At 67.7% G+C, this 13,832-nt stretch carries 10 protein-coding genes; 3 read left to right on the top strand and 7 right to left on the bottom strand.

Features of this window, described 5'->3' with window-relative positions; genetic code table 11:
• Positions 1–19: 19 nt before the first annotated feature.
• Complete coding sequence (locus tag AB0C02_RS01775) at positions 20–2,812, bottom strand: immune inhibitor A domain-containing protein (RefSeq protein WP_357540046.1); 2,793 nt, start codon at positions 2,810–2,812, stop codon at positions 20–22.
• Positions 2,813–3,053: 241 nt separating this feature from the next.
• On the bottom strand, positions 3,054–5,048 hold the full coding sequence (acs, locus tag AB0C02_RS01770; protein ID WP_357540044.1) for an acetate--CoA ligase: 1,995 nt from the start codon (positions 5,046–5,048) through the stop codon (positions 3,054–3,056).
• A gap of 184 nt (positions 5,049–5,232) precedes the next feature.
• Between acs and AB0C02_RS01765 the strand changes: the two genes are divergently transcribed.
• Positions 5,233–5,979, top strand: coding sequence for an oxidoreductase (locus AB0C02_RS01765; RefSeq protein WP_357540042.1), 747 nt, complete (start codon positions 5,233–5,235; stop codon positions 5,977–5,979).
• 48 nt (positions 5,980–6,027) lie between these two features.
• Here AB0C02_RS01765 and AB0C02_RS01760 read toward each other — a convergent pair whose 3' ends face one another.
• Together AB0C02_RS01760 and AB0C02_RS01755 are read right to left on the bottom strand one after the other, a co-directional pair.
• Positions 6,028–6,837 (bottom strand): HAD-IB family hydrolase, encoded by an 810-nt coding sequence (locus AB0C02_RS01760; RefSeq protein WP_357540040.1) that lies wholly within the window; start codon positions 6,835–6,837, stop codon positions 6,028–6,030.
• A 342-nt stretch (positions 6,838–7,179) separates the two neighbouring features.
• Positions 7,180–8,064 carry a site-specific integrase gene (locus AB0C02_RS01755; RefSeq protein ID WP_357540038.1) on the bottom strand — a complete coding sequence of 295 codons (885 nt, stop codon included), beginning with the start codon at positions 8,062–8,064 and terminating at the stop codon, positions 7,180–7,182.
• A gap of 602 nt (positions 8,065–8,666) precedes the next feature.
• On the opposite strand from AB0C02_RS01755, the gene AB0C02_RS01750 reads away from it, so the two are divergent.
• Positions 8,667–9,692: an IS110 family transposase gene (locus AB0C02_RS01750; protein ID WP_357540036.1), complete on the top strand. Its 1,026-nt coding sequence runs from the start codon at positions 8,667–8,669 to the stop codon at positions 9,690–9,692.
• 33 nt (positions 9,693–9,725) lie between these two features.
• Here AB0C02_RS01750 and AB0C02_RS01745 read toward each other — a convergent pair whose 3' ends face one another.
• Positions 9,726–10,163, bottom strand: coding sequence for a hypothetical protein (locus AB0C02_RS01745; RefSeq protein WP_357540034.1), 438 nt, complete (start codon positions 10,161–10,163; stop codon positions 9,726–9,728).
• Positions 10,164–10,751: 588 nt separating this feature from the next.
• Entirely contained in the window at positions 10,752–11,546 is a 795-nt protein-coding gene (locus AB0C02_RS01740; protein WP_357540032.1) for a TIGR04255 family protein, read from the bottom strand.
• 714 nt (positions 11,547–12,260) lie between these two features.
• On the opposite strand from AB0C02_RS01740, the gene AB0C02_RS01735 reads away from it, so the two are divergent.
• Positions 12,261–12,728, top strand: coding sequence for a hypothetical protein (locus AB0C02_RS01735; protein WP_357540030.1), 468 nt, complete (start codon positions 12,261–12,263; stop codon positions 12,726–12,728).
• 234 nt (positions 12,729–12,962) lie between these two features.
• Here AB0C02_RS01735 and AB0C02_RS01730 read toward each other — a convergent pair.
• Positions 12,963–13,832 (bottom strand): hypothetical protein (locus AB0C02_RS01730; RefSeq protein ID WP_357540028.1); only part of this gene is annotated, 870 nt, incomplete at its 5' end.

Here is a 13,832-nt window from a genome sequence, read left to right as displayed (position 1 = left end):
TCCGCGACAGCGGGTCAGGTCACCGCTTCGCCGGGGTCACGAACACGGTGGCGTACGAGTTGTCCTTGGCAACATGCTTGATGGTGATCGCGACGCCGTAGGCGACGCCCGCGTCACCCGGGTTGCCGGTTCCGAGCACGATGGCCCCGCCGCCGAGCGTCGCCCCGTAGTACCCCGTGGCCGGGGTGCCGTCGGGGTTCACCACGCGAGTGGTGTAGAACGCGTTGTTCTTCGACGGCAGCACCACCGAGGCGTCGTTGTCCCGGGCGTACGCCGTGCCGTTGCGGATCTCGATGCCCGGGTACCAACCCTTGGCGTCGGTGAAGGCCGACACCGGAGCCTGGGCGCCGAAGCTGGTGCAGTACTCGCTGTACAGCTCGCCCGCCGCCTCCAGGCACTCCTTGAACGGGTACGTGGGGTTCAGCGAGAAGGCCGCGTTGGACGACTGCGGCCGGCTGGGCAGGTTCTTCAGCACCGACGGGTCCTTGCTCGCCGCCACGCCGGTGCGGCGCAGCGGGTCGAAGTGCGAGTCGACGATGAGCAGGCCGCCCTTGGCGCCGTAGCTGGGTAGCGAGGTCATCTGTGCGGTGACGTGGTTGACGTTGCCCAGCATGGTGTCCCGGTACCAGACCAGCATGCCCGGGGCGTTGTACGCGACCCGTTCGACCTTCCACGCCTCGTGCGAGTAGGCCGTGGTGTAGGTGTACTTCAGGCCGGCGTCGAAGCCGTCGAAGTTGCGCCACTCGGCCAGGTAGTACTGCGCCTTGACCTGGGTGCCGCTGTCGATCTGCCAGCCCGCGCCGCTGGTGTCGGTGAAGGTGCCACCGGTGAGGGTCCAGCCGTTGGCGCCGTGCTCGACGTCGTCGCTCCAGGTGGTGGCCCCGCCGCCGGTGACCGAGAAGTCGTCGGCGAACCAGCCGCGCTCCACGAACGCCGCGTCCGTGCAGTACCGCAGCCGCACCTGCACCGTCTGACCGGCGTACGCCGACAGGTTGATGTAGTCGTGCCGCCACCCGTTGGTGGTGCCGGTCAGGCCGTACTTCTTGCCGCCGTAGTCGGCCATCCGCCCGTTCGGGTCGGGGTAGCCGTCGTTGGTGGAGACCAGCTTGCCGGATTCGTCGTACACCTTCTGCTCGGTCCAGGTGGCGCCGCCGTTGGTGGAGACCTCGACGAAGCCCATGTCCCAGTCATCCTCGATGACGTAGTTGTTCCACATCCAGAACTTCGCGTCGGCCGCCGCCGGAACGTTCACCTGGCGGCTGAGCTTGACATCGGCCCAGTTCTGGTCTGCGCCGCTGTACCACATGTTGGCCCCGCTGTGCGGCTCGGCCAGGCTGATCACCTTGTCCGGCAAGTCGATCTTGATGCCGTCCTCGGTGCCGACCGGCGTACGCGAGGTCTGGCCGAGCTGCACCGCGTGCCCGTTGCTACCCGGCTTGAAGGTCAGCGGATCGGCCCAGCCGAGCACCCACTTGTCCCAGAGACCCATGTGGGTGGGCAGAGCCTGGAAGATCTCACCGGAGTGCGAGCCCGAGGCCATCAGGTCCCAGAAGTCGACGTCCGAGTCGGCGTTGCCCGAGGTGTCGTAGAGGTCCGGCAGGCCGAGGTCGTGCCCGAATTCGTGGGAGAACACACCGACGCCGGCGTCCTCCGGCTGCACGATGTAGTTCGACACCTTCAGATTGGTGCCCGGGATGGTGTAGCCGCCGGCCACCGAGGACGAGTGCGCCCAGACCGCGTTGACGCCCTGGTCGCCGCCGCCGCTGGACTTGCCCTTGCCGGCGTGCACCAGCACCAGGTGGTCGATGACGCCGTCCGGCTCGTTGTAGTTGCCGTTGCCGTTCCGGTCGCTCTGGTCCTCGATGTCGTAGTCGGCCCAGGGGAAGTTCGGGTCCATCTGGGCCAGCGCGTCGATCGCGTCGATGGCGAGCCGCGCGGCGCCCAGCGGGTTGTCCGGGTGGCCGTTCATCGACTGCTGCCGCCCGGCTACCCAGTTGCCGTTCTCGTCCTGGGTGCAGCGGGAGGCGGCGTACCAGGCCTCCGAGTGCGGCAACTTGATCCACGGGCTGGCCTGCCCGTCGACCGTGTACGCGCCCTTGGACATCTCCAGGTACATGTTGTGCATGGTCCGGCCGGCCAGGCTGATGCCGGGCTTGCCGTCCGGCCCGGTCAGGTCCTTGCGGACCCGCTCGGTGATGCCCTCCTTGGTGTAGAGCATCTTGTCGTAGTGCGCCGGCGAGAAGTCCGGCACCCACATCGAGTTGTTGTCCTTGTGCGGCAAGGTGGCCGGGTTGGCGATGTGGTTGTGCGTCGGGCCGTTCTGGACGGTGCCCGGGACGCAGGTCCGGTCGTCGAAGACCGTCCTGGGGACCATGACGTTGGTGAAGTCGTCGTTGGCCTGGTCGTTGAACTCCACGAGCAGCGTGAGCAGCTTGGCCTTCTGGGTGCTCTTGGCCTGCTTGATCTTACGTGGGCTCTGGCCAGTCTTGATCGCCTTGGCCTCCAGCTTGGCCAGCTCCCGCGCGGTCGCCGGGTTGCCGCCGGCGTACTTGCGGTCATAGGCCCGGGCCTCGTCGGCGGGCGAGGTGTAGACGCCGTCCTTGCCCTTGACCTCCTTGCCGCCGGTGCCCGGTTGCACCTCAGGCTCGGCGTAGTTGATGTAGTACTCGTCCGCCCCGATCGTGGCCGGTGCCGGGCCGGACGTCTGGGCGGCCGCGCTGCCTGTCACGGTCAGTGACGCGGCGGCGAGGGCGACGGCGGGCAGCGCGACGAGTAGGCGCCGGCGTGACCCGGATTGCGGAAATGTGTGCATGCCACTCCGTTCGTCGGGCATGGGAGGAGAAACGGACGGTCAGTCATCGCAATGATGATCGTCAAACCGTCCGATGTGGCTGAACCTAGAGGAAAAGACGCCCCCGCCGACAGAGGTGCGCCTTCCCTCTGTCCGTTCAGCCCGTCGCGCCTCCACCGAACCTCCGAGACGGATGATGGAAAAGACGACGGCGGGTGACGGCCCGTCCGGACCGTCACCCGCCGCAGCCGTACGCCTGTCGTCAGTCCTCGTCGGACTTGCCGCCACCCAGGCCGGCGGAGATCAGGTCCATCACCGAGGAGTCCTGCAGGGTGGTGACGTCGCCGAGCGAGCGGCGCTCCGCGACGTCCCGCAGCAGCCGGCGCATGATCTTGCCGGAGCGGGTCTTCGGCAGCTCGGCCACCAGCATGATCTGCCGTGGCTTGGCGATCGGGCCGAGCGTCTTCGCCACGTGGTTGCGCAGGTCGGCGATGAGCTGCTCGCCGGCCTCGCCGGAGGTCTCCGCGTTGCCGCGCGGGATGGCGAAGGCGACGATCGCCTGGCCGGTGGTCGGGTCGGTCGCGCCGACCACTGCGGCCTCGGCCACCGACGGGTGACTGACCAGGGCGGACTCCACCTCGGTGGTGGAGATGTTGTGCCCGGACACCAGCATCACGTCGTCGACCCGGCCGAGCAGCCAGATGTGCCCGTCGTCGTCCTTCTTCGCCCCGTCGCCGGCGAAGTAGACCCACTCGTCGCCACCGCTGCCCCCGGCTCCCGCGCCGAACCGCGACCAGTACGTCTCGATGAACCGGTTGTCGTCGCCCCAGATGGTGCGCAGCATCGACGGCCACGGCTGGGTGAGCACCAGGTAGCCACCGCCACCGTTCGGCACCGACTGGCCCTGGTCGTCCACCACGTCGGCGGCGATGCCGGGCAACGGGGTCATCGCCGAGCCCGGCTTGGCCTCGGTGACCCCCGGCAGTGGGGAGATCATGATCGCGCCGGTCTCGGTCTGCCACCAGGTGTCCACGACCGGCAGCTCACCCCGGCCGACGTGCTGGCGGTACCAGATCCACGCCTCCGGGTTGATCGGCTCGCCGACGCTGCCGAGCAGCCGCAGCGAGCGCAGGTCGTACCCGGCCGGAATATCCTCGCCCCACTTCATCATGGTGCGGATCAGGGTCGGTGCGGTGTACAGGATGGTGACCCGGTACTTGTCGACGATCTCCCAGAACCGGCCCTTGTGCGGGGTGTCCGGGGTGCCCTCGTACATGACCTGGGTGACGCCGTTGGAGAGCGGGCCGTACACGATGTAGGAGTGCCCGGTGACCCAGCCGATGTCGGCGGTGCACCAGTAGACGTCGGTCTCCGGCTTCAGGTCGAACACCGCGTGCGCGGTGTACGACGCCTGGGTCAGGTAGCCGCCAGTGGTGTGCAGGATGCCCTTCGGCCGGGCGGTGGTGCCGCTGGTGTAGAGGATGAAGAGCGGGTGCTCGGCATCGAACGGCTGGGCGGTGTGCTCCGGGGAGGCGGTCTCCACCGTCTCGTGCCACCAGTGGTCCTTCGCCGACCAGGCGACCTCCTCGCCCGTGCGGCGGACGACCAGCACGTGCTCCACCGACGGGCAGTTGGCCACCGCCTCGTCCACGGTCGGCTTCAACGCCGACGGCTTGCCCCGGCGGAAGCCGCCATCCGCGGTGATCACCACCTTGGCGGTGGCGTCCTGGATCCGGTTGGTCAGCGCGTCCGCGGAGAAGCCGCCGAAGACCACGCTGTGCGTCGCGCCGATCCGGGCGCAGGCCAGCATCGCCACCGCCGCCTCGGGGACCATCGGCAGATAGATCGCCACCCGGTCGCCCGCGGTCACGCCCAGGTCGGTCAGCGCGTTCGCCGCCTGGCAGGTGAGCCGGTGCAGGTCGGCGTAGGTCAGGGTGCGGGTGTCGCCGGGCTCGCCCTCCCAGTGGATCGCCACCTTGTCGCCCCGGCCGGCCGCCACGTGCCGGTCCAGGCAGTTGTACGCCACGTTGAGCTGGCCGCCCACGAACCACTTGGCGAACGGCGCGTTCGACCAGTCGAGCACCTGATCCCACTGCTTCGCCCAGGTCAGCCGGCCGGCCTGGCGCTCCCAGAAGCCGAGCCGGTCGCCCTCCGCCTCGGCGTACGCGTCGGCCTTGACGTTGGCGTTCGCGGCGAGTTCGGCCGGCGGCGGGAACTGGCGCGTCTCGTTCAGCAAGTTGGCCAATGCCTCGCTCATGCGGTGACTCTCCTTCGTCGCGTGACCTACGTCTCCTATCGGCATGAGGTTAGTCCCGCGCACCCGCCGCCGCGACGCCGGCGAGGCCGCACGCGCCCAACGGCCCCCGGCGCGCGCCGAGAAGTAAGGAAGGGGGAACGGGGGTTGGGTGGGTGGCGCCCGGCGGGGTGGATAGCGTGACGAGGTGACCAGCGACCCGCTCGCCCCCCTGCTCGCGCTCGCCGACATCGCCCCCGCCGTCGAGCGGGCCCGCGACCGGGTCGACCAGACCCACCGGCACCGCGCGCTGCGCCGCCACGGCGGCCAGGTCGCCGCCGAGGTCAGCCTCCGCAGCGCGGTGGCCAGCGCCGCCCTGGAGGGCCGGGTGCACGACCGTGAGGAGGTACGCGCCGGCACGGTCACCGACCCGGTGCTGCAGGGGGCGCTGCGGGTGGCCGGGGCGCTGCCCGGGCTGAGCGAACTCTGGCCGAGGGCCCCCCGTCAGGTCCTCGCGCGGCTGCACGTCCTCGCCGCCCGGGACGTCGTCGCCGAGGCGGAACTGGGCCGGCCGGTGGCCGACCCGGTGGTCGCGGCGCGGCTCGACGGGCTGGCCGGGCTGGTCGCCGGTGGCACGAAGGCGCCGCCGCTGGTGCTGGCCGCAGTGGTGCACGGTGAGCTGCTGAACCTGCGCCCGTTCGCCGGTCCGTCCGGGGTGGTCGCGCGGGCCGCCGCCCGGTTGGTGCTGATCTCCACCGGTTTCGACCCGCGCGGGCTGGTCGCCGTCGACGTCGGTCACCGTGAGCGTGAGCCGGAGTACGTCGGCGCGGCCGGCGCCTTCGCCACCGGCACACCCGACGGGCTGCGCTCGTGGCTGCGCCGCTACATGGCGGCGGTCGAGGTCGGCGCAGACCAGATCACCTCGATCGGTGACGAGGTACTCGCCTCCTCGTGACCCGTTTCGCGGTGGGGTGACTTCGTCCGCGGTGACGGTGCCGAGGAATCAGGCGGTGGGTGCGGCGGCGGTGCGGGTGCGGCGGTGCCGGCCGTACCAGGCGATCCCGATGGCGACCCCGACACCGACCCCGAGCGCCGCGGCGGCGACCGGCACTGCGGGGCGCTCACGCAGCCGCCGGCCGAGCGGGACCGGGTGCCGGAACTCCAGCACCGGCCAGGAGTTCTCCAAGGCCAGCTTGCGCAGCGCCCGGTCCGGGTTGACCGCGGTCGGGTGGCCCACGCACTCCAGCAGCGGCCGGTCGCTGTACGAGTCGGAGTAAGCGTACGAGTCGGCCAGGTCGTATCCGCGCTCGGTGGCCAGCTCGCCGACCGCGTCGACCTTGCTCGGGCCGGCCGCGTAGAACTCGACCTCGCCGCTGTAGCGGCCGTCCTCGACCGCCATCCGGGTGGCGATCACATCGGTGATGCCGAGCAGCTCGCCGATCGGCCGAACCATCTCCTCGCCGGAGGCGGAGACGAGCACCACGTCCCGGCCGGCGGCCCGGTGCTCCTCGATCAGGGCGGCGGCCTCGGCGTACACATAGGGGTTGATCAGCTCGTGCAGTGTCTCCGCGACGATCTGACGGACCTGTTCCACCTGCCAGCCCTTACAGAGCGTGGCAAGGTAGTCCCGGGTCCGGGCCATGGTCTGCTCGTCGGTCCCGCCCAGTCGGAACATCAGCTGCGCGTACGCCGACTTGACCACGTCACGCCGAGTAATCAGCCCGTCCCGGTAGAACGGCCGACCGAACGCCAACGCGCTCGACTTGGCGATGACGGTCTTGTCGAGATCGAAAAAAGCGGCACCTCGGCCCACGGCGCGAAGTCTAGCCCGACAGGGAACAGTGAGCGGGTGCCCGGGGTGGCGCGGCCGGCGGTGCGGACATCGGGGTCAGTCGACCGTGATGCCGGTCACATTGTGCGGATGCAATTTAGCGGTGGGTGGAGCGGACACCACTCGACGTATAAGGGTTGGCTGCGGCATGCTTGTGCTCGCGACGGGAGTTCACGTCCCGTCTGCCAGAAGGCCCTCGGCGGTTGCACCCCCCGTGACCGCTGAGCGGGTTCGGCTCGACCCCCCCGGAGCCGAACCTCCCGACGACCCCCGTCACCCCCCGACGGGGGTCGTCCCTATCTGGGAGCGCTACCCCGTAGCAGGTCACAGGCCCTCCTCGTCCTCGTACAGTGCGCTCTCCGCCGGCGGTTTCCCGTCCAGAGTCAGCAAATCGTCAGCAGGCAGCGTGAAGGCATCCAAGATGCGAGCGGCATAGTCGTCCGGGGTGTGCGTATAACGATTGAGCGTCGTTGACGCCTTCTCGTGGCCCATCACTCGCTGCACCAGGTTGACCGGGACGCCGTCGGTGACCAGCCACGTGGCGTAGGTGTGCCGCAGGTCGTGGAAGCGCATCCCGCCGACAGCCTTGGCCGCCACGCAGGCGACCGCTTCTCTCTCAGTGGTGAACTCCGCTGACCACTCGACGCCCTCCCGATCGGGCCACACCGCGCGGTAGCGGTGCGGACCGGTCTTGAGGACCTGGCCGAGCAGGCCGGCGCGGACCAGCGAGGGCAGCCACACACGGCGGCGGAAGTTCGACCGACGCAGCGGGCGATCGACCCGATCATGGAAAACCAGGGATCGCGACGCCGGGGTTACATCCTCGGCCGGCAGGAGGGCACGTAGCTCCGCGACGAGGAAGCCCGGCAGCGGCACCGTTCGGACGCCAGCACGGGTCTTCGGGTACGGACGGAGGACCACGCCGCCGTGCGTCTCCTCCGCGACCTGGACCACCCGCAGCACGGCCCGGTTGAGGTCAAGCGACGACCAGGTCAGACCCGCACACTCTCCCCAGCGCAGGCCCGCGCCGGCGGCTGCGCAGACGATCGCCCGGTGGCGGGGCGGCACAACCGGAAGCAGCTTGCCGAAGAAGTCCTCCCGGCTGAGCGTCACCGGCTTGACCTCACGCGACCGGTCGCGGGGGAGCTTCACTCCCTCGGCCGGGTTGATGGCGATCAGTCGCGCCTGAACGGCCGTGCGGAGGATCATCGACAGCAGCTGGTAGCACTTGGCGACCGTGGTCGGAGCGCGGCCACGAGCCCGCGCGGCGCAGGGGAGCGGACGCCGGCCGCGTCGGCGAGCCGGCGGCGGTCTCGGGGTTGCGGCTACTGCGCCTCGGGCGGGGGCGCTCCGGCTCCAGGATGGCCGGGGCTGCGTCGGCGCGTCGCGGTCCGTGGGTGGTTGCGGAAGGGAGCCATCCCGCCTGCCATCGACCCGGGCAAGCCGAGCAGACCACCGCCCGACCCGCCAGCGTCCGAACTTGGGCCAAGGTCCGCTTGACGTGGCGGGCCGGCCGGCGGCCCGCTCCCCGGAGGGCGGGTCGATGGCAGACAGTGAGGATGGTGGGGTGGGTCGCCGGGCCGGTCTGACTCACCGGCAGACCGACGAACGTTGTCCTTATCCCGATTCGTCGGCCGGCCCGGTGGCCCCGCTAGCTGCATATCACCGGCCAGGCGTCGTGACCTGATAGGAGCCTGTGCGAGAGGCGCCCACCACTGTGTTGTCCCTCTGCCTGACCGCTGATGTGTCCACAGATCTCTACGCGGACGAGAAGGGCGGACCTCACCAGCATGGCAGCCAAGAAGCGACCCGTGATCGGTGGTGTCGATACCCACCGCGATACTCACCACGCCGCCGTCATCGACAGCACAGGCGGACTGTTGGCCGACGCCGAGTTCCCCGCGACCACCGCCGGCTACGCGGAACTGCTGGTCTGGATGCGCTCCTTCGGCCGTCCCGTCGCCGTTGGCGTCGAGGGCACGGGCAGCTACGGCGCTGGTCTGGCCCGTCACCTGGCCGCCGAGAAGATCACCCTCGTCGAGGTGGACCGGCCTGACCGCCGGACCAAGGGCAAGTCTGACCCGATCGACGCCATCGCCGCTGCTCGGGCCACCCTCGCCGGCACCGCCATGGGCACCCCGAAGACCCGCAGCGGCCCCGTCGAGGCGATCCGCGCCCTGCGGGTCGCCCGGCAAGGCGCGGTCAAGGCCCGCACCGCTGCGATCAATCAGATGCGCGGCCTGGTCACCGCCGCCCCCGAAGCTGTACGCGCCCAGTTGACCAAGCTCAGCGCCGCCGTGCTGATCAAACGATGCGCCACTCTCGCCTACGACCCGGCCCTGCTGCACGACCCCGAACACGCCACCGCCGCCGCGCTGGAAGGACTGGCCCGTCGGGCCACCGCTCTGACCGAGGAGATCACCACCCTGGACCGGCAACTCACCCCGCTGGTCCGCCGAGCCGCGCCCCGTACCAGGGCCCTGTTCGGCGTCGGCACCGACGTCGCCGCGCAACTGCTCACGACCGCCGGCGACAACCCCGACCGACTTCGATCCGAAGCAGCACTGGCGCACCTCTGCGGCGCAGCCCCCATACCCGCCAGCTCAGGACGGGTACGCCGCCACCGCCTGCACCGAGGCGGCGACCGCGGCGCCAACCACGCCCTGCACACCATCGCGCTGTGCCGCCTGCGCTACGACCAGAGAACACGCGCCTACCTGCACCGACGCATCTCCGAGGGCCTGAGCAAGCAGGAGATCCTGCGCTGCCTCAAGCGCTACATCGTCCGCGACGTCTACACCGCCCTACGCGCCGACTTCGCCGCCCTCACCCCTTGACATCCGTAGGAGCATCGGGATGACGAAGTGGCGCTAGCTGCGCCCGTCTAGGTCGATATACTGAGCTGCTTCGATCAGGCCAAGTTGAATCTCACGCCGCTGTTCTTTTGCAGGCTTAATGACGCCCTCTACCCGCACTAACGCATGGGCAACACCAATCTCTGGGTCCTCTTTGTCCTCTTCGTCTATGACGCCTGCCTTAAGGGCCCGAACCGCACCCACACCGATCTTGAACAAAACGTATCCGTCGTTTCGACGGACCTGTTTAGGTGTCAAGCCGTGCTGTACGCACAGCAGATGCCGATAAACCGACATCCCGTCGCCATCGAACCGAAAGGCATTTCGACCGATCACGGGCTTTGAGTCGAGGACATCTTTTTGCTGAAAAAAGTCAGGCCGCCGAGGCACCCGACGGTAAAGCCATTCCGAGTCTGGAATTTGAGGATCATTCCATGGAGGGGTTTCTTCCATAGCTCCTACCGAGCGAAAAGCGCGCGCCAAGTGGGGTTTTCTAGACCGACCCGAACCGACAAATCGAGAAGCAGGCGACGTAGTTTGTGTTCGCTCTGAGGAGAGACTTCCCCCGTGAGGACCTCGTGGCCATCTTCGTCCGACGCATAGAAAAGGGCATTACCTTCGCCGTCGACCTCGATCTCAATCCTCTGTTTGCGCGCGTGCCACTCCGCTAGGACTCCGCCCTCCCCATCTGGAGATAAGAACGGAAAGACGGTGCGCCTGTCTGAGACCTTCTGCAAGAACTCGAACATAGAGATCACAGCATTGGTGGTGCATGCTTCACCACCCTCCCCGTCCCAGTCATACGGGAGGGATCGTAGATGATGCAGCTTCACCTCTGCGTAACGCAACAGCTCGTATGGAGAACTTGCGGACTTTCCTCTAGGGCGTGTAGCGGTCTGTGGTTCGGGCTGCGACTCATAGACGTACCAGACGCCGGAGGACGAGTCTGGGCGATAGCACGGATCGCGGACCGCTGAAGATCTTGAAAGCGAACCAGACCGAGCCAAGCCGTGCTGCTTAGCGTGCGCTGCGCTTTCATAGCTAGGCGTCCTCACTACGCAACCCCCATTTCGTCCTCATGTCGTTGTTCGTCAGTTCAAAGAACTTTCTAACAACAGCGTCGTGAGCAATCGCCAGCGGCCGATCCACACTCGGGGCATCTTGGAGAGAGATGGCCCCCTCAATCTCAAGAGACGCACATGGGTCGTCCCGCTCTCGATCCCTGTCGAACGAGGGGTCGACCATAATCGTCAGGGCTACGTCTTCCTCAAGCTCAGGCGAGCAGTAGTGCAGCCGAAGACCAGCCAATTCCGGCGGGTCCAATTGAGCCAATGAAGTCTGCCAGTTAGTAAGAATGCCAACGGCAAGGCTCTCGGGCAGCACCCCTTCGATCAGATTCGTGTATGAGACATGGATGTCGGTGGGTTCGATCTCTTGTATGAGCGAACTGGAAACGGCTCGGCGGAATTCCGCGAACCGCAGCAGCAGCTCCGCCACAAGTTCATCGTAGCCAGGATATGTCTTTGGTCCTTGGTGGAAGCGCCATACGATACCAAATCGATCATTCTGAAGCTCGATAGTCTGATCGCCCCGAGCGTTCGTGAAGGCCGTTAATGGCATTGGCCAAAAAGAATTTCCACCAAGATACTGACGCATTGGCGCATCGCCTCGCAGGGCCGGGCGAGGTGGCACCTCACTGACCTTTGGGTAGGATTCATTCCAATCGACGCGGAGTTGCGCAAGATTGAGAGACTGCAATGTGGCGACTCGCTCGAAGAACACAGTGAGGCTCACTTCGCGGACGGGTGGCTCCTCGAAGCGGAGGTCACTTCCCATGTTGAGCGCTCCTAGCTTGATCTACGGCTATCACTCACTCTAACGACCAAGCATAGTGGATGGTGTCCGCTACTTGTCTCGTCTTTGCAGCGACGATCAGGTATCACGAAGGATCTTGACGGCCTACGCGGACCCCTCTGATGTCCAGCTTTAAGGGCACAAGAACGGGCAGGGGCGGCCGTGGCTCGAACGTACGTTCGGCGTGCGATCGCCGAGATCAACCGAGGGTGTACAGCAGAGAAGTGCACCAACGAATCCGACTGCCGGAGCACCCGAGCCTCAGACCAGACAGTCGAGGCTTATGACCTGCACGCGGAGTCGTCTACCACCGCCTCGCCGGCAATCCATAGATCCAGGTTCTGGAGTCAGGGTCCGGAACATGTGCGGAATGATCAAGCGTGGCGGCGGGGGCCGTCGGGTGGTTGCCCTGGTAGTGCGAGGGGTGGCCCAGCAGGCGCTACCCCGTTCCTAAACCGTGTCCCTGGAGGGCGTCGTGGGCCGGCCAACCGTCGGCGTAGCTGTTGCCCAGAGCCTCTAACGTGCTCTCATGTGAGTAGGTCTGAGATCTGGGCGCCGGTAGTGGCGGCTATTGGAGCTACGCTCCTTACAGCGCTGGCGACGTTTGGAGCGCTGTGGGTGCAGCGGCGGTGGTCCGCTAGGGAGGCCTCCCAGCAGGACCGGATCGCGGCTTACCAGGAGCTGTTGGCGCGGACCATGACCCTCGCGTTGCGGGCGGACGCCGCCCGCCAGGCGATTCGCTTCCGGTCCGGCCTCGCGGAGGGTCTTAGCGTCACACTTCGTCAACGACGACCACTCGACCCGTTCGAGCTTCACGACTGGCTGAGCGAAGACTGGCGACCCGTCAGCGATGCTTGGTCACGAGTTCATGTCGTCGGGTCGCAGCGCGCGATCGACGTCGCCGATCGTCTACTAGACGCATGCGGTGACCTCCTTGCAGCCGCCACTGCCTTTGATCAAAGCCGCAACCGCTTCACCCGGGCAGTCCGCGGTGAGGCACAGTCTGATGAGCAAGCTGAGGCATATCGGGCTGCATTCAGACGCGTGGCCGGCGAGCGAGTAGCCCTCGCGCGGCTTGCCCGCGATGAGGCTGGCAACGAGGAGGTCGTGTTCGCATTCGACCGGGCAATGGCCGAGTCCGAGTCCGAGACCCGGCCGTCATAGCACCCAGCGGCCAGGGTTCGGTCCGGCCGCAGGTGCCGCCGGGAACGCAGCCGACAGCAACGCTGACAGCAACGCCGCCGGACAGGGGCGTATCAGCGAGCGTGGAGATGGACGCAACTCCGAGCTGGCGACCGTTCCCGGACGCGGGCGGACCTGCTGCACAGAGCTTGTAAGCGAGGACTCACGCCGCCAGTCATGCAGGACTTGAGCCGTAGGTGCTTCAGAGCGGCGGGGCTAGCGGTCGGTGCGGCTGAGGGTGCGGCTGATGGCAGGGACGACGGCCAGCACGAGGGCGTAGCCGAGGATCTGCAGGCCCAGCGCGATGGCGTAGCTGGTGCCAGTGAGGGTGACGCTTTCGCGGATGCCGAAGGGCGCTGTGGGCACGGTGGCGTCCAGGGCGAGGAGCAGGGCGTTGGCGTTGGTGTTGCTGGTAGGTGCTTTGGGTGCTACGTCGTGTAGGAATGCGGTGCCGGTGATGACGGCGGCGATCAGCCAGCAGAAGGCGCGCCAAGGCGCATATCCGTAGCCGGAGAGGGCGTCGATGAGCCAGCCCGGGATGCGCCAGGCGGCGGCGAGTAGGGGGCGCAGGTAGCGCGGTGTCCGCCAGGTGCCGGGTGTGCTGCGGCGGCGGGTGCGTTGTTTGGCCAGCAGCACACGCCGGGCGTCGCGGTCGTGGCCGATGCTGCGGTAGTAGGCGGCGAGCTGCTCATAGGGTTGGGGATGGAAGCCGGCAGGGTCGCGGCGTAGCCAGGTGATGCGGTGGCGAGCCGGCGGGTCGGGGTCGGGGTCCAGATCGTTGTACGTGAGTCCGGCCAGCCGCATGGGCGGCTGGTTTAGCACGGCGGGCACGTCGAGGACGCCCAGGCGAGCGTTGGCCAGGTCGAGTCGGCCTTTGGCCTGTGGCGGCAGCCGTACGTGTGGACATTCGACGCCCCCCAGGGCCAGAGCAAGTCCACGGGGGTTGGTCAGGGTGGCGCCGTTGAAGGCGAGTTGGCCGCCGATGTGGGCGCCGGGGAGGCGTATCTCGCCGGTGGCGGTGAACCCGTCGATGCAGAACACGTCCTGGTCGACGGTGAGCCGGTCGGCGCTGAGAGCGACGCCGTA

The organism is Micromonospora sp. NPDC048999, from assembly GCF_040649295.1.
Taxonomy (GTDB): Bacteria; Actinomycetota; Actinomycetes; order Mycobacteriales; family Micromonosporaceae; genus Micromonospora.
This window is presented reverse-complemented; position numbering and strand designations above follow the sequence as displayed.